We start from the raw sequence: 21,558 nt of genomic DNA, 5'->3' as shown, positions 1-21,558 counted from the left end.
TTGTGAAAACCACAAATCCCCTGTGGGAGCGAGCTTGCTCGCGATGAGGCCAGTACAAGCACTAGAGAACGATCAGAACAACACCTTCGCCACATCCGCAAACCGCTTGGCGAAATGCACCGTGACGCCTTCCTTCAGATAATCCGGCAGTTCCTCGAAGTTACCTCGGTTGGCGTCCGGCAGGATCAGTTCGTTGATCTTCTGTCGTCGCGCCGCGATGACCTTCTCGCGTACGCCGCCAATCGGCAGCACGTGCCCGGTCAAGGTCAGTTCGCCAGTCATGGCCACGCCTTTCTTCGGCGGCTGGTTGCGCGCCAGGGACAGCAGGGCGCTGGCCATGGTCACGCCGGCACTCGGCCCGTCCTTCGGCGTGGCGCCTTCCGGTACGTGCAGATGGACAAAGGCCTCGTCGAAGAACTTCGGATCACCGCCGAACTGCTTCAGGTGCGAGCTGACATAGCTGTGGGCAATTTCCGCCGATTCCTTCATCACCTCGCCCAGTTGCCCGGTCAGCTTGAAGCCGCGATTGAGGGTGTGGATCCGCGTTGCTTCGATCGGCAACGTGGCGCCACCCATGCTGGTCCAGGCCAGGCCGGTGATCACCCCGACGCCGGACAGCACCTGTTCGTTGCGGAACACGGGTTTGCCCAAGGAGGCCTCGAGGTCCTTCGGTCCGAGCTTGATCACTGCTTTTGGATCGTCGATCAGTTTCATCACGGCCTTGCGCACCAGTTTGCCCAGTTGCTTCTCCAACTGGCGCACCCCGGCTTCACGGGCGTAGCCGTCGATAAGGGCCTTCAGGGCGCTGTCGTTGATGCTCAGGCTGCCCTTGGACACGCCGGCCTTGGCCAGTTGCTTGGGCCACAGGTGGCGCTTGGCAATGGCGACCTTTTCTTCGGTGATGTAGCCCGACAGGCGAATCACTTCCATGCGGTCCAGCAACGGGCCGGGAATCGAGTCCAGGGTATTGGCGGTGCACACAAAGAGGACTTTTGACAGGTCCAGGCGCATGTCGAGGTAATGGTCGAGGAATTCGACGTTCTGCTCGGGATCGAGGGTTTCCAGCAGCGCTGACGCCGGGTCGCCTTGGTAGCTCTGGCCCATCTTGTCGATTTCGTCGAGCATGATCACCGGGTTCATCACTTCGACGTCCTTGAGCGCCTGCACCAGCTTGCCCGGCTGGGCGCCGATGTAGGTGCGCCGATGGCCCTTGATCTCGGCTTCGTCGCGCATGCCGCCGACGCTGAAACGGTAGAACGGCCGCCCGAGGGATTCGGCGATCGATTTGCCCACGCTGGTCTTGCCCACGCCCGGCGGGCCTACCAGCAAGACGATGGAACCGCTGATTTCGCCTTTATAGGCGCCCACGGCGAGGAATTCGAGGATGCGGTCCTTGATGTCGTCCAGGCCGGCGTGGTGCTGGTCGAGTACCTTGCGGGCGTGCTTGAGGTCGAGCTTGTCCTGGCCATACACGCCCCACGGCACCGATGTCGCCCAATCCAGGTAATTGCGCGTGACGGCATATTCCGGTGAGCCGGTTTCCAGGATCGAGAGCTTGTTCATTTCCTCTTCGATGCGCTTCTGGGCCTGGGCGGGCAGGACCTTGCCTTCCAGGCGCTGCTCGAATTGTTCCAGGTCGGCGCTGCGATCATCCTTGGTCAGCCCCAGCTCCTGCTGGATGACCTTGAGCTGTTCCTTGAGGAAGAACTGGCGCTGATGTTCGCCGATCTTGCTGTTGACCTCGGCGGAAATCTCTTTTTGCAGCCGCGCGACCTCGACTTCCTTGCGCAGCATCGGCAGCACTTTTTCCATGCGCTTGAGCATCGGCACGCAATCGAGCACTTCCTGCAGCTCGCTGCCGGTGGCGGAAGTGAGCGCGGCGGCGAAGTCTGTCAGCGGCGATGGATCGTTGGGGCTGAAGCGGTTGAGGTAGTTCTTCAGCTCTTCGCTGTACAGCGGGTTGAGCGGCAGCAGCTCCTTGATCGCGTTGATCAGCGCCATGCCATAGGCCTTGACCTCATCGGTCGGCTCGCTTGGCTGGTGCGGGTACTCGACCTCCACGAGGTACGGCGGGCGATGATGCTTGAGCCACGTACGGATGCGCACGCGGGTCAGGCCCTGGGCGACGAACTGCAATTTGCCGGCTTCACGGCTGGCGTGGTGGACCTTCACCAGCGTGCCGTACAGCGGCAGTTTCGAGGTGTCGAAATGACGCGGGTCTTCCTGGGGACTGTCCATGAAAAACAGCGCCAGAGAGTGATGTTCGGACTTGGCCACCAATTCCAGGGTTTCGGCCCACGGCTCTTCATTGACGATGACCGGCAGCACCTGGGCCGGGAAGAACGGGCGGTTGTGGATCGGAATGATGTAGACCTTGTCCGGCAGGCTCTGGCCAGGCAGGGCCAGGCCGGTGCCGGAGGAAGTGTGTTCGATGTGCTCGGATTCAGCGTATTCGTTCGTGGCTTCAGTAGAGTGCTGGTCGCTCATGGGGCACCTGCGCAATGGAGTATGGATCTTAGATGGGGCAGGTGGGGGGTGGTTTCAATGGGGGGATTGTTAACGGCTATTTCATTGGAGCGCGTTGGTCCGGAGCTGCCGAGCGAAGCGAGGCTGCGATCTTTCTCCTGATGCTTGAGTTCCAAGCGAAAGATCAAAGGATCAAAAGATCAAAAGATCGCAGCCTGCGGCAGTTCCTGCAGAGGCGCGTCAGGCGACCCGGTTCAAGTCGTTATGACGCGTTTCCTTCAGGCACATTACCGCGATCACGCTGAGCACGGCGGCCCCGGAAACGTACCCGCCGACGTAGCTCAGGCCACCCATCGCCACCAGCTTCTGGGCGAAGAACGGTGCGGCGGAGGCGCCGACAATACCGCCCAGGTTGTAGGCCGCCGAAGCACCGGTGTAGCGCACGTGCGTGGGAAACAGCTCCGGCAGCAACGCGCCCATCGGGGCGAAGGTCACGCCCATCAGGAACAGTTCGATGCACAGGAACAGCGCCACGCCGCCAGTGGACCCTTGGGTCAGCAAGGGTTCCATGAGGAAGCCCGAGGCCACCGCCAGCAGGCCGCCGCCGATCAATACTGGCTTGCGGCCAAATCGGTCGCTGGCCCAGGCCGACAGCGGTGTCGCGGCGGCCATGAACAACACCGCAAAGCACAGCAGGCCAAGGAACGTCTCGCGACTGTAGCCCAGGCTCGCAACGCCATAGCTCAGGGAAAACACCGTGGAGATGTAGAACAGGGCGTAACACACCACCATCGCGGCCGCGCCGAGCAGCGTGGGCGCCCAGTACTGGCTGAAGAGCTCGACCAAAGGGATTTTCACTCGTTCCTGGCGGGCCATGGCACTGGCGAAAACCGGCGTCTCATGGAGTTTGAGGCGTACGTAGAGGCCGACAATCACCAGTACGGCGCTGAGCAGGAACGGAATCCGCCAGCCCCAGGACCGGAACTGCTCGTCATCCAGGGTCATGGCCAGGGTCAGGAACAGCCCGTTCGCCGCCAGGAAACCGATGGAAGGGCCCAGTTGGGGGAACATGCCGAACCAGGCACGCTTGCCTTTGGGCGCGTTCTCGGTGGCCAGCAAGGCCGCGCCGCCCCATTCGCCGCCAAGCCCCAGCCCTTGGCCGAAACGCAGCAGGCACAGGAGGATAGGGGCCCAGGCGCCGATGCTGGCGTAGCCGGGAAGCACACCGATGAGGGTTGTACAGACGCCCATCAGCAGCAGCGATGCCACCAGTGTCGATTTGCGTCCGATGCGGTCGCCGAAGTGGCCGAACAGCGCCGAGCCCAGCGGACGGGCAAGGAAGGCGATGCCGAAGGTCAGGAAGGACGACAGCATCTGTGCCGTGCCTGAGGTTTGCGGAAAGAACACCGGCCCGATCACCAGGGCGGCGGCGGTGGCGTAGACGTAGAAATCGTAGAACTCGATGGCGGTGCCGATGAAGCTCGCGGTCGCCACCCGGCTGGCCGAATTGGTCGGCTGGACAGGCACGGCGTCGTTGCAGGTGGTGGTTGTCATGCGGTTATCCCTGACAGTCATGTGCTCCGTTGGAGCGAATTATTATGGTCGAATACCCAGGGATGTGGGGTGGGCGCTGTCGCTGTTCCGGGTAGGAACAGTCGCAGGGATGAAGCGGATATTGCGGTGAACGACCCGGAACCTTCCGTGCGCAGGGTAGGCTCGGGGCTTGGGCGGGGCTGGATAAGCGAATTGAGTATAAGAAGGAGGCTAACGAATCAACAAGTGAGCCCGCGCACAATATCAGTGTCGACGATGAGCTTTTTGTGGCGAGGGGATTTATCCCCGCTGGACTGCGAAGCAGTCCCAAATGCACTCAATCAATTTGCCTGGCACACCGAGTTGTTGGGTTCTAGGGCTGCTGTGCAGCCCAGCGGGGATAAATCCCCTCGCCACGACGGTGTTTTACCTTGAACTGTTGGGATTCAGGAAAAAGTCGGCACCGTACTGTTATGCCACACCAGCACCTGGCTGACGCGGTTGTCGACGGTTTCGATGATTTCCAGCCGATAGCGGCCGATCTTCAGGCACACCGGGCTTTCCGGGATGGTCTCCAACGCTTCGGTCACCAAGCCGTTGAGGGTCTTGGGACCGTCGCAGGGCAGGTGCCAGCCGAGGGTCTTGTTCAGTTCGCGGATCGATGCCGCGCCATCGATCATCAAGCGCCCATCGGGTTGAGGATGGACATGCGGGTTGTCGAGGCTGTGCTCGCTTTCGAACTCGCCGACGATTTCTTCGAGAATGTCCTCCAGGGTCACGATGCCCAGCACCTCGCCATACTCGTCCACCACCATGCCCAGGCGCCGCTGCTGTTTGTGGAAGTTGAGCAACTGCAATTGCAGCGGTGTGCTTTCAGGCACGAAGTACGGCTCGTGGCAGGCGGCGAGCAGCGCCTCCTGGGTCAGGCTCGCATCCGCCAGCATATGACGGATCTGCCGGGTGTTGAGCACTGCTTCGACCTGGTTGATGTCGCTGTGGAACACCGGCAGCCGGGTTCGCCGGTTCAGGCGCAACTGCTCGATGATCTCGCCGATGGGGTCGTCCAGGTTGATCCCGTCCACCTCGCTGCGGGGCACGAGGATGTCGTTGACCGTGATGTTGTCCAGCGCATGGATGCCGGAAATCGGGTGTACTCGACCGTTGCCCTGCTCCTGTTCCTGTTCGGCGCGGGGCGTTGCGGGTGGTTCATCGTCGCTTTGCTGGACCGCACGGGCCTTACGGGCAAAGGGGCGTAGCAGCAATTGGCTGAGGCCATTGAGCAGCCAGGCGGCTGGGTAGAGAATTTTCAGTGGTACGCCGAGCAACGTGTTGCCCAAGCCCAATACGGCATCGGGAAAACGGCTCGCCAAGGTGCGAGGCAGGTAATCGGCGAACACCAGCAGGGCCGCACTGGTGCCGAGCCAGGCCAGCCAGGGGCCGTTTTCCAGCCAGGTGAAGAGTGCCAGCAACGTGGCGATGACCACGGCCAGGGTACGGCAGAAGGTATTGCACAGGATCAGGCTGGCCAAGGGGAAGCTCAGGCGCGCCAGCGGTTTGTCACTGGCGCGCGAGGCCTGGCGTTGGGCCAGCAAGTGTTGCTGGGCAGCTTCGATGGCCGTGAACAGGGCCGACCAGAGGATCAGCACGACCATTACCGCAAACATAGGCCCTACGGGCAGGCTCTCCATCAGACTCGTCCGTCAGATATGCAGGATATATTCGCGGACCAACTTGCTGCCGAAGTACGCCAGCATCAGCAGGCAGAACCCCGCCAGTGTCCAGCGAATCGCCTTGTGGCCACGCCAGCCGAGACGGTTGCGGCCCCACAGCAGCACGCTGAACACCACCCACGCCAGGCATGCCAGCAAGGTCTTGTGCACAAGGTGTTGGGCGAACAGGTTCTCGACGAACAGCCAGCCGGAGATCAGCGACAGCGACAGCAGGGTCCAGCCGGCCCAGAGGAAACCGAACAGCAGGCTTTCCATGGTTTGCAGCGGAGGGAAATTGCGGATCAGCCCGGACGGGTGCTTGTGCTTGAGTTGATGGTCCTGCACCAGCAGGAGCAGCGCCTGGAATACCGCGATGGTAAACAGGCCGTAGGCGAGGATCGACAGCAGGATATGGGCGAGGATGCCCGGCTCTTCGTCGATGATCTGCACCGTGCCCGACGGCGCGAACTGCGCCAGCAGCACCGTGGCCAGCCCCAGCGGGAACAACAGCACCAGCAGGTTTTCCACGGGTATGCGCGAGCAGGCCAGCAGCGTCAGGGCGATCACCGCGACGGCAATCAGGCTGGCGGCGTTGAAGAAGTCCAGGCCCAGGCCGATCGGCGTCATCAAGTGGGTAAAAAGGCTGGCCGCATGGCCGAGCACCGCCAGCACGCCAAGCGTGACCAGCAGGCGTTTGTTCGCCTTGGCGCCGGAGGCCAGGCGGGTGCCTTGATAGAGGGTCGCAGCGGCGTACAGGCAGGCGGCGGCGAGGGAAGCAAGCAAACTGGGTGACAAGGGGAGCATAAGTCCTGTTAGGCAAGCCCGAAAGGCGCTGAGTTTGGCATAGAACCCCCTCCACACGAAAGACCACTGCAAGGTGTACGCCGCACGCTTCTTCGCTATAATCCGCGACCTGCCCACGCCGCAGGCTCGCCGAGCACATATTTCACGGTCTGGGCCGCCATTATCCCGGTCATATCTGGGCCTGAAAGGATCGCGCATGTTTGAAAACCTAACCGACCGTCTCTCGCAGACGCTGCGCCATGTCACCGGCAAGGCGAAGCTGACCGAGGACAACATCAAAGACACCTTGCGCGAAGTGCGCATGGCGTTGCTCGAAGCCGACGTCGCCCTGCCGGTGGTCAAGGACTTCGTCAATTCGGTGAAGGAACGCGCCGTTGGCACCGAAGTGTCGCGCAGCCTGACGCCGGGCCAGGCCTTCGTGAAGATCGTCCAGGCCGAGCTCGAAAGCCTGATGGGCGCCGCCAACGAAGACCTGAACCTGAGCGCCGTACCGCCAGCGGTAGTGCTGATGGCCGGTCTCCAGGGCGCGGGCAAGACCACCACGGCTGGCAAACTGGCGCGCTTCCTTAAAGAGCGCAAGAAAAAATCGGTAATGGTGGTGTCCGCGGACATCTACCGTCCGGCGGCAATCAAGCAGCTGGAAACCCTGGCCAACGATATCGGCGTGACGTTCTTCCCGTCCGACCTGAGCCAGAAGCCGGTGGACATCGCCCAGGCGGCTATAAAGGAAGCGAAGCTCAAGTTCATCGACGTGGTCATCGTCGATACCGCCGGTCGCCTGCACATCGATGAAGAGATGATGGGCGAGATCAAGGCGCTGCATGCCGCGATCAACCCGGTAGAAACCCTGTTTGTCGTCGATGCCATGACCGGCCAGGACGCGGCCAACACCGCCAAGGCCTTCGGTGATGCGCTGCCGCTGACCGGCGTGATCCTGACCAAGGTCGACGGCGACGCCCGTGGCGGTGCCGCGCTGTCGGTACGCGCCATCACCGGCAAACCGATCAAGTTCATCGGCATGGGCGAGAAGAGCGAAGCGCTCGAGCCGTTCCACCCTGAGCGTATCGCTTCGCGCATCCTCGGCATGGGCGACGTGCTCAGCCTGATCGAACAGGCGGAAGCGACACTCGACAAGGACAAGGCCGACAAACTGGCCAAGAAGCTGAAGAAGGGCAAGGGCTTCGACCTCGAGGATTTCCGCGACCAGTTGCAACAAATGAAGAACATGGGCGGCCTCGGCGGCCTCATGGACAAACTGCCGAACATCGGTGGCGTAAACCTGGCGCAGATGGGCAATGCCCAGGGCGCGGCGGAAAAGCAGTTCAAGCAGATGGAAGCCATCATCAACTCCATGACCCCGGCCGAGCGCCGCGACCCTGAGCTGATCAGCGGTTCGCGCAAGCGCCGTATCGCCATGGGTTCCGGCACCCAGGTGCAGGACATCGGTCGCTTGATCAAGCAGCACAAGCAGATGCAGAAGATGATGAAGAAATTCTCCGCCAAGGGCGGGATGGCCAAGATGATGCGCGGCATGGGCGGTATGTTGCCCGGCGGCGGCATGCCGAAAATGTAAAGAATCTGCGCCGGCTGTCATGTCGGCGTTGCCCCGCACGGATGCGGGGATCTCCAGCAAACCCGCGCCAGGCGGGAGCTGACCTGCCGTTTTTAATGACGGCTTCATGGCAGATCTTGATTGCACGGCACCAGGCGCCGGAAAAAGTCATTTGCAAAAGTCCGGATATTCCTTAGAATATGCGGCCTTTCGGGCACCTATGCCCGCTGTGCATTTAGATTTGCAGCACCGACTACAGGAACGATGTTCACATGCTAACAATCCGTCTTGCCCTTGGCGGCTCCAAAAAGCGCCCGTTTTACCACCTGACCGTAACCGACAGCCGCAATCCGCGTGACGGTTCCCACAAGGAGCAGGTTGGTTTCTTCAACCCTGTTGCCCGTGGTCAGGAAGTTCGTCTGTCCGTGAACCAAGAGCGCGTAGCCTACTGGCTGAGCGTTGGTGCACAACCTTCTGAGCGCGTTGCTCAGTTGTTGAAGGAATCGGCTAAGGCCGCGGCCTGAGCAATATGAACGCGACGCCAAAAGATGCCGGTGATTTGATCGTTGTCGGCAAGATCTACTCTGTACATGGCGTTCGCGGCGAAGTGAAGGTGTATTCCTTTACTGATCCGATCAAGAACCTGTTGGACTACAAAACCTGGACGCTCAAGCGCGAAGGTAGCGTGAAACAGGTGGAGCTGGTCAGCGGACGCGGGAACGACAAGTTCCTGGTCGCAAAGCTCAAGGATCTCGATGATCGTGAAGAAGCACGTCTTCTGGCCGGTTATGAGATCTGTGTGCCGCGCAACCTGTTCCCTGAACTGACCGACGGCGAGTACTACTGGTACCAGCTGGTGGGTCTGAAGGTCATCGACCACCTTGGGCAATTGCTCGGGAAGATCGATCACCTGCTCGAGACCGGTTCGAACGATGTCATGGTGGTCAAGCCTTGCGTCGGCAGCCTGGATGATCGCGAACGCCTGTTGCCCTATACCGAGCAATGCGTGTTGGCAGTCGACCTTGAAGCAGGCGAGATGAAGGTGGAATGGGATGCGGATTTCTAAACGTGGCTAATTTGCGCGTTGAAGTCATCACGCTGTTTCCCGAGATGTTTTCCGCCATCAGCGAATACGGCATAACCAGCCGCGCGGTGAAACAGGAGCTGTTGCAGCTCACTTGTTGGAATCCGCGAGACTACACCACGGATCGGCATCACACTGTAGACGATCGCCCGTTTGGCGGTGGTCCGGGCATGGTGATGAAGATCAAGCCCCTGGAAGATGCACTGGTTCAGGCCAAGGCAGCAGCCGGGGAGGCGGCGAAGGTAATTTACCTGTCGCCCCAAGGCCGTCAGCTGACTCAGTCGGCGGTACGCGAGCTGGCGAATTCGGATGCATTGATCCTGATTGCCGGCCGTTATGAAGGCATTGACGAGCGTTTCATTGAAGCTCATGTCGATGAAGAGTGGTCGATTGGCGACTATGTATTGTCTGGCGGCGAGCTGCCGGCGATGGTCCTGATCGATGCGGTTACACGACTGCTGCCTGGAGCTTTAGGGCATGCGGATTCCGCCGAGGAAGATTCCTTTACGGATGGTCTGCTGGATTGCCCGCACTACACCCGACCGGAGGTGTATGCGGATCAGCGTGTTCCCGACGTGTTGCTGAGTGGCAACCACGCGCACATCCGGCGTTGGCGTTTACAGCAGTCCCTTGGTCGGACCTATGAACGACGCGCCGATCTTCTGGAAAGCCGCTCGCTTTCTGGAGAAGAGAAGAAGCTGCTCGAGGAATACATCCGCGAGCGGGACGATAGTTAACAACGTATCGATGGTAAGTCCGATGACTTGCCTTAGGAGCACAGCATGACTAACAAAATCATCCTTGCACTCGAAGCAGAGCAGATGACCAAAGAGATCCCTACCTTTGCCCCGGGCGACACCATTGTCGTTCAGGTGAAAGTGAAGGAAGGCGACCGTGCGCGTCTGCAAGCGTTCGAAGGTGTTGTTATCGCCAAGCGTAACCGCGGCGTAAACAGTGCATTCACCGTTCGTAAAATCTCCAACGGTGTTGGCGTAGAGCGTACTTTCCAGACCTACAGCCCGCAAATCGACAGCATGGCTGTCAAGCGTCGCGGTGACGTACGTAAAGCCAAGCTGTACTACCTGCGTGACCTGTCGGGTAAAGCAGCTCGCATCAAGGAAAAACTGGCTTAAGTCCAGCTTCCGATGCAAAAAAAGCAGCCTGCGGGCTGCTTTTTTGTTGCCTGCGATTTGTGCTTTGAGCACCCTGCATAGCTTCGTTCCCTTTTCGACGCCGTGTGTGCCCGTATCCTTCAAGAGTATTTATGCCCGCCATCGATCATCCGCTCATAGACCAGTTTCTCGACGCCCTGTGGCTGGAAAAAGGGCTTTCCGATAACACCCGCGGCGCCTATCGCAGCGACCTGGCCCTGTTCAACGGCTGGTTGCAGGAAAAGAACCTGGAGTTGGTTAACGCCGGCCGGGAACTGATCCTCGATCATCTGGCGTGGCGCTTGGAGCAGAACTACAAACCGCGCTCCACTGCACGATTTCTCTCCGGGTTGCGTGGGTTTTATCGCTATTTGCTGAGAGAAAAGTTGATCGCGGTGGACCCGACCTTGCGCGTGGAAATGCCGCAGCTGGGGCGTCCGCTGCCCAAATCTTTGTCGGAGGCAGATGTGGAAGCATTGCTGGCGGCCCCCGACCTCAGCGACCCCATCGGCCAGCGTGATCGGGCCATGCTGGAAGTCCTGTATGCCTGTGGCCTGCGCGTCACTGAGTTGATCAGCCTGACGCTCGAACAGGTGAACCTGCGCCAGGGCGTGCTGCGGGTGATGGGCAAGGGCAGCAAGGAACGCCTGGTGCCGATGGGCGAGGAGGCGATCGTCTGGGTTGGGCGTTACATGCGCGATGCCCGTCATGATCTGCTGGGCGGGCGTCCCAGCGACGTGCTGTTTCCCAGCTTGCGCGGCGAGCAGATGACCCGCCAGACCTTCTGGCACCGCATCAAGCACCAGGCCAAGGTAGCCGGGATCAATAAATCGCTTTCCCCGCACACCTTGCGGCATGCCTTCGCCACGCACCTGCTCAATCACGGCGCCGACTTGCGAGTGGTGCAGATGCTGCTGGGGCACAGCGATCTATCCACAACCCAGATCTACACCCATGTGGCCCGGGCGCGGTTGCAGGACTTGCATGCCAAGCACCATCCCCGGGGCTGAGCCTGCCGCGATGTTGTCAATGCTGACGCCATCGCGAGCAAGCTCGCTCCCACAGGGATCCGTGTTGGGCGCGCGATCCCGGCCTGGCACCGATCAAAGTGTGGGAGCGAGCTTGCTCGCGATAGCTGTGTGTCAGCCGCCATCAATTCTGTATGTGACTACAAAACGTCGTGTGTCAGCGGCATTCGGCCACGCCACCCTTATGTGGTAGGCTTTCCCGGTTTGCACAGTGGGCGGCTGGAACCCGAATCTGCGGGTCGGCGTTTCCTCGTCCCATTTGTTCGCCTCAGGAGTCCCCATGCGTTTGATCCAGATGTTCACCGCCGCCGCCATTGCGCTGGCCAGTACCTTTGCCATCGCCGATGACGCGGCCGACCAGGCCATCCGCAAGAGCCTGGCCAACCTTGAGCTCGAAGTGCCGATCGAAGCCATTACCGCCAGCCCGATGTCCGGCCTGTATGAAGTCAAGCTCAAGGGCAGCCGTGTGCTGTACGCCAGTGCCGACGGCCAGTACATCGTCCAGGGCAACCTGTTCGCGCTCAAGGATGGCAAGCCGGTCAATCTCACCGAGATCACCGAGCGCCAGGGCATCTCCAAGCTGATCAACGGCATCCCGGTTGCCGAGACCGTGGTCTACCCGGCGATCGGCGAGACCAAGTCGCACATCACCGTATTCACCGACACCACTTGCCCGTATTGCCACAAGCTGCACGCTGAAGTGCCGGAGCTGAACAAGCGCGGTATCGAAGTGCGCTACGTGGCGTTCCCGCGCCAGGGCCTGGGTTCGCCGGGTGACGAGCAGTTGCAGGCGGTCTGGTGCTCCAAGGACAAGAAGGCGGCCATGGACAAGATGGTCGACGGCAAGGAAATCAAGGCCGCCAAGTGCGAGAACCCGGTTTCCAAGCAGTTCGCCCTCGGCCAGTCCATCGGCGTGAACGGCACGCCGGCTATCGTTTTGGCAGACGGCCAGGTAATTCCGGGCTATCAGCCGGCGCCGCAAGTCGCCAAACTGGCCCTGAGCGCAAAATGACCAGGGTCGATCCGCTTTTGAAGATCACGGCTCGGCGAAAACCTTCGTCGGGCCGTTAAACACAAAGTCGCGTTGCTGCGCGGCTGTATTTCACGGCCGACCTTGCGTCGGCCGTTTCATGGGGAGTCAAGAGTGAATCCGGTCAAAGTAGGCATCTGTGGGTTAGGTACCGTCGGTGGCGGCACCTTCAACGTACTTCAGCGCAACGCCGAGGAAATTGCTCGTCGTGCCGGGCGTGGAATCGAAGTGGCACAAATTGCCATGCGCACGCCAAAGCCTCAGTTCCAGACGACCGGTATTGCGATTACCAACGATGTCTTCGAAGTGGCCACGAACCCTGAGATCGACATCGTGATAGAGCTGATGGGCGGCTATACCGTTGCCCGAGAGCTGGTACTCAAGGCCATCGAGAATGGCAAGCATGTGGTCACCGCGAACAAGGCGCTCATCGCCGTTCACGGTAATGAGATTTTCGCCAAGGCACGCGAGAAAGGCGTGATCGTGGCGTTCGAAGCCGCCGTGGCCGGGGGTATCCCGGTGATCAAGGCGATTCGCGAAGGCCTCTCGGCCAACCGCATCAACTGGGTTGCGGGGATCATCAACGGCACCGGCAACTTCATCCTCACCGAGATGCGCGAAAAAGGCCGCACCTTCGAGGATGTACTCACCGAAGCCCAGGCCCTGGGTTACGCCGAGGCCGATCCGACCTTCGACGTGGAAGGCATCGACGCAGCGCACAAGCTGACGATCCTGGCTTCCATCGCCTTTGGCATCCCGCTGCAATTCGACAAGGCCTACACCGAAGGCATCACCAAGCTGACCACCGCCGACGTGAACTATGCCGAAGCCCTCGGCTATCGCATCAAGCACCTGGGCGTGGCGCGCAGCACCGCCAGCGGCATCGAATTGCGGGTGCATCCGACGTTGATCCCGGCGGATCGCCTGATCGCCAACGTCAACGGCGTGATGAATGCGGTGATGGTCAACGGCGATGCCTCCGGCTCGACGCTGTTCTACGGGGCTGGCGCCGGCATGGAGCCGACTGCATCCTCGGTAATCGCCGACCTGGTGGATGTGGTTCGCGCCATGACCTCGGACCCGGAAAACCGCGTGCCGCACCTGGCCTTCCAGCCGGATTCGCTGTCGGCCCATCCGATTCTTCCGATCGACGCCTGCGAAAGCGCCTACTACTTGCGCATCCAGGCCAAGGACCACCCGGGCGTATTGGCCCAGGTCGCGAGCATCCTTTCGGAGCGTGGCATCAACATCGAGTCGATCATGCAGAAGGAAGTCGAGGAGCACGACGGCCTGGTGCCGATGATCCTGCTGACCCACCGCGTGGTCGAGCAGCGAATCAACGACGCGATCGCCGCGTTGGAAGCGCTGCAAGGCGTCGTTGGCCCGGTTGTCCGTATCCGCGTCGAACATTTGAACTAATTTAGCGGCAAGCTCTAAGCTGCAAGCTGCAAGTAAAAGCCGACCCGCTTTTCACTTGTAGCTTGTAGCTTGAGGCTTGAAGCTCAAACCGAAGGTTTGCCCCTATGCGCTATATCAGCACCCGCGGCCAGGCACCGGCCCTGAATTTCGAAGATGTCCTGCTGGCCGGCCTGGCCACGGATGGCGGTCTCTATGTGCCGGAGAACCTGCCGCGTTTCACCCAGGAAGAAATCGCCTCCTGGGCCGGCCTGCCGTATCACGAGCTGGCCTTCCGCGTGATGCGCCCGTTTGTTGCCGGCAGCATTCCGGACGCCGATTTCAAGAAGATTCTCGAAGAGACCTATGGCGTCTTTTCCCACAATGCCATTGCCCCGTTGCGTCAGCTCAACGGTAACGAATGGGTTTTGGAGTTGTTCCACGGTCCGACCCTCGCGTTCAAGGATTTCGCCTTGCAACTGCTCGGTCGCCTGCTGGACTACGTGCTGCAGAAACGTGGCGAGCGCGTGGTGATTGTCGGTGCAACTTCCGGCGACACCGGTTCGGCCGCCATCGAAGGCTGCAAGCATTGCGAGAACGTCGACATCTTCATCCTGCACCCGCACAACCGCGTCTCGGAAGTGCAGCGCCGGCAGATGACGACCATCTTCGGCGAAAACATCCACAACATCGCCATCGAAGGCAATTTCGATGACTGCCAGGAAATGGTCAAGGCGAGCTTCGCCGACCAGAGTTTCCTCAAGGGCACGCGGCTGGTGGCGGTGAACTCGATCAACTGGGCGCGGATCATGGCCCAGATCGTCTATTACTTCCATGCGGCCCTGCAATTGGGCGGCCCGGCCCGTTCGGTATCGTTCTCGGTGCCGACCGGCAACTTCGGCGATATCTTCGCCGGCTACCTGGCGCGCAACATGGGCCTGCCGATCAATCAACTGATCGTCGCCACCAACCGCAACGACATCCTGCACCGCTTCATGAGCGGCAACCAGTACGTGAAGGAAACCCTGCACGCCACGCTGTCGCCGTCGATGGACATCATGGTGTCGTCGAACTTCGAACGCCTGTTGTTCGATCTGCATGGTCGCAACGGCGCGGCGATCGCCAGCCTGATGGACAGCTTCCGTCAGGGCGGCGGTTTCAGCGTCGAGGCCGAGCGTTGGACCGAAGCCCGCAAGCTGTTCGATTCCCTGGCCGTGGATGACGCGCAGACCTGCGAGACCATCGCCGAGGTGTTCGGGCAAAGCGGTGAGTTGCTCGACCCACACACCGCTATTGGTGTGAGGGCCGCGCGCGAGTGCCGTCGCAGCCTGGATATCCCGATGGTCATCCTGGGCACTGCTCACCCGGTCAAGTTTCCGGAAGCCGTGGAGAAGGCGGGCGTAGGAAAAGCGCTCGAACTGCCTGCACATCTTTCTGATTTGTTTGAGCGAAACGAGCGTTGCACGGTGTTGCCGAACGACTTGAAAGCCGTGCAGGCCTTTGTAAGTCAGCATGGCAATCGCGGCAAGCCTCTCTGACTGCTCTAACCTGTCACATTTTGAAGCCCGTCTCCTGACGGGCTTTCTTGTTTCTGCATGCCAAACTGGCCGGGTTTTCGCCCTTGGAGGGATGGGCGGGTAATTTCGAAGGAAGTGCAGATGTTGTTCTTTATCCGATGCAAACCAGTGTTGAGCTGGATGATGGGCCTGGTCCTGATGTACTGGACCCAGTGGGGCGGCGCGGCCCAACTGGCGGCCTCCGGCCAACCAACGTTCGAGCCGGGCGGGCGGCTGGCGCTTGATGCCGAGGAGTTGCGGTGGATCAGGGAAAATCCGCGTGTCGTCGTTGCCTCGATGCAGTTCCCGCTGTACCTGTTCAAAGATGAACGCGGGCGATGGAATGGGCTGAACGACGATATTCTGCGGCGTATCGCGCACATGACCGGCCTTGAGTTCGTCCACCGGGAGTCGTTCTCTCCCGATCAATTGATCGCAATGTTGCAAAACGGCGAGGCCGACATGACCACCACCCTGGCGATGAACGACGAGCGCCGGGAGTTCCTGAGTTTCAGCCATGCGTTCGGAGGCTCCGGCTGGGTCTTCGTCGGGCGCAACGGAGCGCCGCTGCTCCGTTCGCTGGAGCAGCTCAATGGCAAGGTCCTGGCGTTGCCGGCACGCCACGCGTTGGAAGCGCAGATCAAGCGCGACCATCCGGCCATCGAACTGCGCACGGTCAAGACCTATTGGGAGGCGAGGGCGCTGGTGGAGAGCCGGGAAGCCCATGCCACCATCGAGAATGAAACCGGCGCGCACCTTTATCCCGCAGGTCAGCTACAGGTGGGCAGCAACCTCGAAGGTCGATGGGAGCCCGATTATCTGGCTGTGCGCCAGGACCTGCGACCTTTGCTGGGCATTTTGAACAAGGCGCTGGAAGCATTCCCGGTCGAAGAAATGCGTGCGCTGCGCTCAAAATGGTTGGCAAGTATTGCCCCGCGCCAGGCACCGTCGCTCTGGGCACGTGTCTCCCAGTGGGGCTATTGGTGTGTGGTCGGGGCGGGCGTGTTCGGCCTGTTGTCCCTGCTGTGGAGCCGTCGCCTGCAGGCGCAGATCAATCAGCGTCTCAAGGCCGAGGCGGTACTCAACGACCAGTTGACCTTCCAGCGAGCCCTGATGGACGCCATTCCCGATCCGATCTTCATTCGAGACCTCGAGGGACGGCTGATCATGTGCAACAGAAGTTACGAGGAACAGTTTTCGACCCGCTTCGAAAAACTGCGAGGGACCCGTTTGACAGACTCTTCGGCCTTTCCATTGGCGACTGCCGAGCTGCTGCATGGTGAACTGATGGAGCAATTGCAAAGCCGCAAGCCGCGATTTGTTGACCGTCAACTGATGTTCAACTGCGGATTACGGGACATCTACCACTGGTCGGTGCCATTTTATGGTGCCGATGGGCAATTGCGAGGGCTCCTGGGTGGGTGGATCGATGTCGGGCGGCGATGGCGGCGCTCGAACAGGTTCCTGGCGTGAGCCCGGCGACGGGCAATGGCTGTTGTCTGCCTGTCACATTGGACGCGCATGCTCGTTTGAACAGGTCTCGGATGTGGCGCTTCGTTGCGCTGGCGAACTTTCCGCCAGGCCCAACGGTCACTTACTGTGCAGTTGTTTTTTCGGACTAATGAAGGGTGATCGAATGGAAAGTATCAGCCTGTTGCTGAATGAAGCCTTGAGCCCGTACCAGGTCACGCTCACTCCCTCCGGTACCAAGGGCGAGTGCCTGGTGACGCTGAAGAACCGCTCGGGCGCCATCATGGTCGAGCGAGCGTTCAATCAGGCCCAATTGGCCGACAAGCGCCAACTGACTGACGTGGTCGATGGCCTGCATCGTGACGTGATGATTGCCGAAGGCCGCTTGGAGCCTTGCGTGATTGCGGCATTGCGCAATCTGGCGCGCGACAAGGTCATGACCGTCCCGAATTGAGCGACATTTCCTAGGGAACCTTCCTACACCCTGGTGAGTCAGACCTTTTACCAACAAGAGCAAGCATTGTGCTCCGGTGCTTGTCGCTTGTTGTACTGACCTGAATGGTCACGTTTAACCCCGAGTTGTCTCCCCACTTCTCGGGGTTTCTTTTTGCCTGGCGTTCAGGCCTTGGCGCGGCCACTCGACCGCGCTGAATCTGGGTGGGAGCGAGCTTGCTCGCGATGGCGTCGGGTCAGCCAATTCCGACGTCAACGGACACACCGCAATCGCGAGCAAGCTCGCTCCCACAATGGATCTATGGTGAATTCGAGATTTTCGTTCACAGCAGATCCACGGTCGCATCAAACAGCACCATCGGCCCGCAGTTTGGCGATTTGCTGTGCATCGTAGCCAAGCTCACCGAGCACCAGCGCATTGTGCTCGCCCAACGCCGGTCCGACCCATTCGGACGTGCCAGGTGTTTCCGAGAGCTTCGGGATGATCCCAGGCATCTTGAACGCCTTGCCGTCCGGCAGCTTGGCCTGCAGGAACATTTCCCGGGCGAGAAATTGCGGGTCGCTGAACATGTCTTCGGCACTGAAAATCCGACTGGCCGGGACTCCAGCCTGGTTCAACTGTTCGATGACAGCCTCCAGCGGCAGTGAGTTGACCCAACGATCGATCACGCCGTAGAGCTCGTCGCGGCGACTGTCGCGTCCATCATTGCTGGCCAGTTGCGGGTCGTTGGCCAGGTCGTCACGGCCGATGATTTGCATGAAGCGCTTGAAGATCGCATCACCGTTGGCGCCGATCTGTACGTGCTTGCCGTCGGCGCTGGTATGGATGGACGATGGGGTGATGCCGGGCATGATGTTGCCGGTGCGTTCGCGAATGAAACCGAACACATCGAATTCCGGCACCATGCTTTCCATCATGGCGAATATCGCTTCATACAGCGCCACGTCCACCACTTGTCCGGTGCCGCCATTCACCTCGCGATGACGCAAGGCCATCAGCGCGCCGATCACGCCCCAGAGCGCGGCAATGGAGTCGCCTATGGATATTCCTGTACGCACGGGTGGGCGATCCTCGAAACCGGTGATGTAGCGCAAGCCGCCCATGGATTCGCCAACGGCGCCAAACCCGGGTTGGTCCTTCATCGGCCCGGTCTGGCCGAAACCGGAAAGCCGGACCATCACCAGTTTCGGGTTCAGTGCGTGCAACACGTCCCAGCCCAGGCCGAGCTTTTCCAGCACGCCGGGGCGAAAGTTCTCGATCAGGATGTCCGCTTCACCGATCAGTTGTTTAAGGATCGCCAGGCCTTCGGGATGCTTGAGGTTCAACGTCAGGGACTTTTTGTTGCGCGCCTGGACAAACCACCACAAGGACGTGCCTTCATACAGCTTGCGCCATTTACGCAGCGGATCGCCGCCGTCGGGCGACTCGACCTTGATCACCTCGGCGCCGAATTCACCGCAGATGCGCGAGGCGAAAGGGCCGGCGATCAGGGTGCCGAGTTCGATGACCTTGACGCCGGCAAGGGGTTTGGCAGTAAGCGACATAACGAATCCTTGTAGGACAAAGGCGGAACGAGAACAGCGTTTTATCATAGGCCAACGTCAGTCGCCGCAGGTTGATGGTCGGCAATTCGTGGATTGCCCGTGTCATCGGTTAGACTTGCCGCCTTTCCTCGTATCAAGAAGCCCGTTCATGGCCCAGCCGTCCACGACCTACAAGTTTGAACTGAACCTCACCGACCTCGACCGCAGTGTGTATGAGAGCGTGAAGCAGACCATCGCCCGCCATCCTTCGGAAACCGAGGAGCGCATGACCGTGCGCCTGCTGGCCTACGCGTTCTGGTACAACGAGCTGCTGTCGTTCGGTCGTGGTCTGTCAGACGTCGATGAGCCCGCTTTGTGGGAAAAAAGCCTGGACGATCGCGTGCTGCATTGGATCGAAGTCGGCCAGCCGGACGCCGAGCGCCTGACCTGGTGCTCGCGCCGCACCGAGCGCACCAGCCTGCTGGCCTATGGCAGCCTGCGTGTCTGGGAAGGCAAGGTGATTCCCGCCGTGAAGACGCTGAAGAACGTGAACATCGCCGCCGTGCCCCAGGAAGTCCTCGAAACCCTGGCCCGGGACATGCCCCGGGTCATCAAGTGGGACGTGATGATCAGCGAAGGGACGATTTTCGTGACCGACGACCGTGGCCAGCACGAAGTGCAGCTGCAGTGGTTACTGGGCGAGCGTGGATGATGGGCCATATTGCATAGATTCACCGTGGCGAGGGAGCTTGCTCCCGCTTGGGGGCGCAGCGCCCACAAGAGGAGGGCCGCTGCGCGCTGGAGCGCCAACCCGGCCCAGCGGGAGCAAGCTCCTTCGCCACAAGAATTCCCACTTTAAGAGAAGTTTTCGTCTTTCCCCATGCGCATAGAACCCCGCCAGTTACCCGACACCCTGCCATTCCTCGGTGACCTGCCGCCGCTGTTGACCCGCCTGTACGCCGCCCGAGGCGTGCAATCTGCGGTTGAATTGGATAAAAGCCTGGCACGCCTGATCCCTTACCAGCAGCTCAAGGGAATCGACGCCGCAGTAGACCTGCTGGTGACGGCGCTGGAACACCGGCAGCGCATCCTGATCGTTGGCGATTTCGATGCGGACGGTGCGACCGCCAGCACGGTAGGGGTATTGGGCCTGCGCCTGCTCGGTGCGGCCCATGTCGATTACCTGGTGCCCAACCGCTTCGAATATGGCTACGGATTGACTCCGGAAATCGTTGAAGTCGCCCTGGAGCGCGAGCCGCAATTGCTGATCACCGTGGACAATGGCATTTCCAGCGTCGAAGGCGTGGCGGCGGCGAAAGCCGCGGGTCTCAAAGTGCTGGTCACCGACCACCACCTGCCCGGCCTCGAATTGCCGGCGGCTGATGCCATCGTCAACCCGAACCAACCGGGTTGTGATTTTCCCAGCAAGGCACTGGCGGGCGTCGGCGTGATTTTTTACGTGCTGATGGCCCTGCGGGCACGCTTGCGCAGCCTGGGCTGGTATGCCACCAAGCCCCAACCGAACATCGGCGAGCTGCTGGACCTGGTGGCGCTGGGCAGCGTCGCCGACGTGGTTCCTTTGGACGCCAATAACCGGATCCTGGTGCACCAGGGCCTGGAGCGTATTCGCGCCGGCCGCGCCCGTCCCGGGATCAAGGCGATCCTCGAAGTGGCCAAGCGCGACCCGTCGCGTATCACGTCCACCGATCTCGGTTTCATTCTCGGCCCGCGACTGAATGCGGCGGGGCGCCTGGATGACATGAGCCTGGGCATCGAATGCCTGCTCACCGATGACCCGGCGCTGGCGCGGGAAATGGCGGCGCAACTGGATGGCATGAACCAGGACCGCAAGTCCATCGAACAGGGCATGCAGCGCGAAGCGCTGGCCCAGCTCAAGGATTTGCCGGTGGAGTCGATGCCGTTCGGTTTATGCCTGTTCGATCCGCAGTGGCACCAAGGGGTTATCGGCATCCTCGCGTCGCGGATGAAAGAGCGGTATTTCCGTCCGACCATTGCCTTTGCCGATGCCGGGGACGGTTTGCTCAAAGGCTCCGGCCGCTCGGTACCGGGTTTTCATATTCGCGATGCGCTGAGCGTCGTTGCCGCGCAGCATCCAACGCTGATCAGCAAATACGGCGGTCATGCCATGGCGGCGGGGCTGACGTTGCCCGAGGCAAACTTTCCGATGTTCGCCGAGGCATTTGATGCGGAAGTGCGCAGGCAATTGCGTGAAGAAGACCTGACCGGCCGGCTGTTGTCCGACGGCACCCTGGCGGTGGAGGAGTTCCACCTGGAACTGGCCCGGGCGCTGCGTCACGCCGGCCCTTGGGGCCAGCACTTCCCCGAGCCGATGTTCCATGGCGTGTTCCAGTTGGTCGAGCAGCGCGTGGTGGGCGAGCGGCACCTGAAGGTCATCCTCAAGAGCGAGTGCGGCTCGGTGAAGCTCGATGGCATCGCCTTTGGTATCGACCGCGAGATCTGGCCAAATCCTACGGTGCGCTGGGTCGAACTCGCCTACAAGCTCGACCTCAACGAGTTCCGCGGCCAGGAAACGGTGCAGTTGATGATTGCCCATATCGAACCGCGGTAGACACTCGGCTTTTGTGGCGAGGGGATTTATCCCCGCTGGGCTGCGAAGCAGCCCCAAAGCAGGCGACTCAATCTGCCTGATACCCACAGGTGTCAGGTTTTGGGGGGCTTCGCCCCCAGCGGGGATAAATCCCCTCGCCACACAGTGACCAACCCAAGCGAGAGCAAGCACCCTCGTCACACCGTCAGTTTTTCAGGTCTGAACCCTGCTTCC

General features: G+C 60.7%; 18 protein-coding genes. 13 read left to right on the top strand and 5 right to left on the bottom strand.

Features of this window, described 5'->3' with window-relative positions:
* Positions 1-72: 72 nt before the first annotated feature.
* The 4 genes from lon to KSS97_RS23675 form a co-directional block, all read right to left on the bottom strand.
* Positions 73-2,487, bottom strand: a complete 2,415-nt coding sequence (gene lon, locus KSS97_RS23690) for an endopeptidase La (RefSeq protein ID WP_030139565.1) — start codon at positions 2,485-2,487, stop codon at positions 73-75.
* A 219-nt stretch (positions 2,488-2,706) separates the two neighbouring features.
* The gene (locus KSS97_RS23685) at positions 2,707-4,020 is read right to left on the bottom strand and encodes an MFS transporter (protein ID WP_030139564.1); all 1,314 of its coding nucleotides are present in this window, start codon (positions 4,018-4,020) and stop codon (positions 2,707-2,709) included.
* Positions 4,021-4,445: 425 nt separating this feature from the next.
* Positions 4,446-5,687 (bottom strand): CNNM domain-containing protein, encoded by a 1,242-nt coding sequence (locus tag KSS97_RS23680; protein WP_217860268.1) that lies wholly within the window; start codon positions 5,685-5,687, stop codon positions 4,446-4,448.
* Positions 5,688-5,699: 12 nt separating this feature from the next.
* Positions 5,700-6,512 (bottom strand): cytochrome C assembly family protein, encoded by an 813-nt coding sequence (locus KSS97_RS23675; protein WP_030139562.1) that lies wholly within the window; start codon positions 6,510-6,512, stop codon positions 5,700-5,702.
* Between the two features lie 196 nt (positions 6,513-6,708).
* Between KSS97_RS23675 and ffh the strand changes: the two genes are divergently transcribed.
* From ffh to KSS97_RS23620, 11 genes are all read left to right on the top strand, one after another.
* A complete protein-coding gene (gene ffh / locus KSS97_RS23670) occupies positions 6,709-8,085 on the top strand; it encodes a signal recognition particle protein (RefSeq protein ID WP_030139561.1) in 1,377 nt (458 codons plus the stop codon).
* A gap of 251 nt (positions 8,086-8,336) precedes the next feature.
* Positions 8,337-8,588 (top strand): 30S ribosomal protein S16, encoded by a 252-nt coding sequence (gene rpsP, locus KSS97_RS23665; protein ID WP_003198088.1) that lies wholly within the window; start codon positions 8,337-8,339, stop codon positions 8,586-8,588.
* Positions 8,589-8,593: 5 nt separating this feature from the next.
* Positions 8,594-9,130, top strand: coding sequence for a ribosome maturation factor RimM (rimM, locus tag KSS97_RS23660; protein WP_030139560.1), 537 nt, complete (start codon positions 8,594-8,596; stop codon positions 9,128-9,130).
* On the top strand, positions 9,112-9,885 hold the full coding sequence (gene trmD, locus KSS97_RS23655; RefSeq protein WP_187293314.1) for a tRNA (guanosine(37)-N1)-methyltransferase TrmD: 774 nt from the start codon (positions 9,112-9,114) through the stop codon (positions 9,883-9,885). Before rimM ends, trmD begins: the two co-directional genes overlap by 19 nt.
* Positions 9,886-9,930: 45 nt before the next feature.
* Positions 9,931-10,281, top strand: a complete 351-nt coding sequence (gene rplS, locus KSS97_RS23650; protein ID WP_030139558.1) for a 50S ribosomal protein L19 — start codon at positions 9,931-9,933, stop codon at positions 10,279-10,281.
* Between the two features lie 131 nt (positions 10,282-10,412).
* On the top strand, positions 10,413-11,309 hold the full coding sequence (xerD, locus tag KSS97_RS23645; RefSeq protein WP_217860267.1) for a site-specific tyrosine recombinase XerD: 897 nt from the start codon (positions 10,413-10,415) through the stop codon (positions 11,307-11,309).
* Between the two features lie 298 nt (positions 11,310-11,607).
* On the top strand, positions 11,608-12,339 hold the full coding sequence (locus KSS97_RS23640) for a DsbC family protein (RefSeq protein ID WP_030139556.1): 732 nt from the start codon (positions 11,608-11,610) through the stop codon (positions 12,337-12,339).
* 132 nt (positions 12,340-12,471) lie between these two features.
* On the top strand, positions 12,472-13,776 hold the full coding sequence (locus KSS97_RS23635) for a homoserine dehydrogenase (RefSeq protein WP_030139555.1): 1,305 nt from the start codon (positions 12,472-12,474) through the stop codon (positions 13,774-13,776).
* 104 nt (positions 13,777-13,880) lie between these two features.
* Positions 13,881-15,290, top strand: a complete 1,410-nt coding sequence (gene thrC, locus KSS97_RS23630; RefSeq protein WP_198796310.1) for a threonine synthase — start codon at positions 13,881-13,883, stop codon at positions 15,288-15,290.
* 120 nt (positions 15,291-15,410) lie between these two features.
* Complete coding sequence (locus KSS97_RS23625; protein WP_217860266.1) at positions 15,411-16,781, top strand: transporter substrate-binding domain-containing protein; 1,371 nt, start codon at positions 15,411-15,413, stop codon at positions 16,779-16,781.
* A gap of 163 nt (positions 16,782-16,944) precedes the next feature.
* Positions 16,945-17,232 carry a DUF3509 domain-containing protein gene (locus tag KSS97_RS23620; RefSeq protein ID WP_030139552.1) on the top strand — a complete coding sequence of 96 codons (288 nt, stop codon included), beginning with the start codon at positions 16,945-16,947 and terminating at the stop codon, positions 17,230-17,232.
* Between the two features lie 344 nt (positions 17,233-17,576).
* Here KSS97_RS23620 and KSS97_RS23615 read toward each other — a convergent pair whose 3' ends face one another.
* Positions 17,577-18,776 carry a CaiB/BaiF CoA transferase family protein gene (locus KSS97_RS23615; RefSeq protein ID WP_030139551.1) on the bottom strand — a complete coding sequence of 400 codons (1,200 nt, stop codon included), beginning with the start codon at positions 18,774-18,776 and terminating at the stop codon, positions 17,577-17,579.
* A 148-nt stretch (positions 18,777-18,924) separates the two neighbouring features.
* On the opposite strand from KSS97_RS23615, the gene KSS97_RS23610 reads away from it, so the two are divergent.
* Together KSS97_RS23610 and recJ are read left to right on the top strand one after the other, a co-directional pair.
* Positions 18,925-19,467 (top strand): YaeQ family protein, encoded by a 543-nt coding sequence (locus KSS97_RS23610; RefSeq protein ID WP_030139550.1) that lies wholly within the window; start codon positions 18,925-18,927, stop codon positions 19,465-19,467.
* 168 nt (positions 19,468-19,635) lie between these two features.
* Positions 19,636-21,345 carry a single-stranded-DNA-specific exonuclease RecJ gene (gene recJ / locus KSS97_RS23605; protein ID WP_217860265.1) on the top strand — a complete coding sequence of 570 codons (1,710 nt, stop codon included), beginning with the start codon at positions 19,636-19,638 and terminating at the stop codon, positions 21,343-21,345.
* The last annotated feature ends 213 nt before the right edge of the window (positions 21,346-21,558 follow it).

This window comes from Pseudomonas alvandae, from assembly GCF_019141525.1.
Taxonomy (GTDB): Bacteria; Pseudomonadota; Gammaproteobacteria; order Pseudomonadales; family Pseudomonadaceae; genus Aquipseudomonas; species Aquipseudomonas alvandae.
The sequence above is the reverse complement of the archived record's forward strand: the minus strand, read 5'-3'. Positions and strand labels throughout refer to the sequence as shown.

Excerpts from the sequence above, each read along its gene's own strand:
- lon (WP_030139565.1), bottom strand. The coding sequence starts at position 2,487 with ATGAGCGACCAGCACTCTACTGAAGCCACGAACGAATACGCTGAATCC.
- KSS97_RS23685 (WP_030139564.1), bottom strand. The coding sequence starts at position 4,020 with ATGACAACCACCACCTGCAACGACGCCGTGCCTGTCCAGCCGACCAAT.
- KSS97_RS23680 (WP_217860268.1), bottom strand. The coding sequence starts at position 5,687 with ATGGAGAGCCTGCCCGTAGGGCCTATGTTTGCGGTAATGGTCGTGCTG.
- KSS97_RS23675 (WP_030139562.1), bottom strand. The coding sequence starts at position 6,512 with ATGCTCCCCTTGTCACCCAGTTTGCTTGCTTCCCTCGCCGCCGCCTGC.
- ffh (WP_030139561.1), top strand. The coding sequence starts at position 6,709 with ATGTTTGAAAACCTAACCGACCGTCTCTCGCAGACGCTGCGCCATGTC.
- rpsP (WP_003198088.1), top strand. The coding sequence starts at position 8,337 with ATGCTAACAATCCGTCTTGCCCTTGGCGGCTCCAAAAAGCGCCCGTTT.
- rimM (WP_030139560.1), top strand. The coding sequence starts at position 8,594 with ATGAACGCGACGCCAAAAGATGCCGGTGATTTGATCGTTGTCGGCAAG.
- trmD (WP_187293314.1), top strand. The coding sequence starts at position 9,112 with ATGGGATGCGGATTTCTAAACGTGGCTAATTTGCGCGTTGAAGTCATC.
- rplS (WP_030139558.1), top strand. The coding sequence starts at position 9,931 with ATGACTAACAAAATCATCCTTGCACTCGAAGCAGAGCAGATGACCAAA.
- xerD (WP_217860267.1), top strand. The coding sequence starts at position 10,413 with ATGCCCGCCATCGATCATCCGCTCATAGACCAGTTTCTCGACGCCCTG.
- KSS97_RS23640 (WP_030139556.1), top strand. The coding sequence starts at position 11,608 with ATGCGTTTGATCCAGATGTTCACCGCCGCCGCCATTGCGCTGGCCAGT.
- thrC (WP_198796310.1), top strand. The coding sequence starts at position 13,881 with ATGCGCTATATCAGCACCCGCGGCCAGGCACCGGCCCTGAATTTCGAA.
- KSS97_RS23625 (WP_217860266.1), top strand. The coding sequence starts at position 15,411 with ATGTTGTTCTTTATCCGATGCAAACCAGTGTTGAGCTGGATGATGGGC.
- KSS97_RS23620 (WP_030139552.1), top strand. The coding sequence starts at position 16,945 with ATGGAAAGTATCAGCCTGTTGCTGAATGAAGCCTTGAGCCCGTACCAG.
- KSS97_RS23615 (WP_030139551.1), bottom strand. The coding sequence starts at position 18,776 with ATGTCGCTTACTGCCAAACCCCTTGCCGGCGTCAAGGTCATCGAACTC.
- KSS97_RS23610 (WP_030139550.1), top strand. The coding sequence starts at position 18,925 with ATGGCCCAGCCGTCCACGACCTACAAGTTTGAACTGAACCTCACCGAC.
- recJ (WP_217860265.1), top strand. The coding sequence starts at position 19,636 with ATGCGCATAGAACCCCGCCAGTTACCCGACACCCTGCCATTCCTCGGT.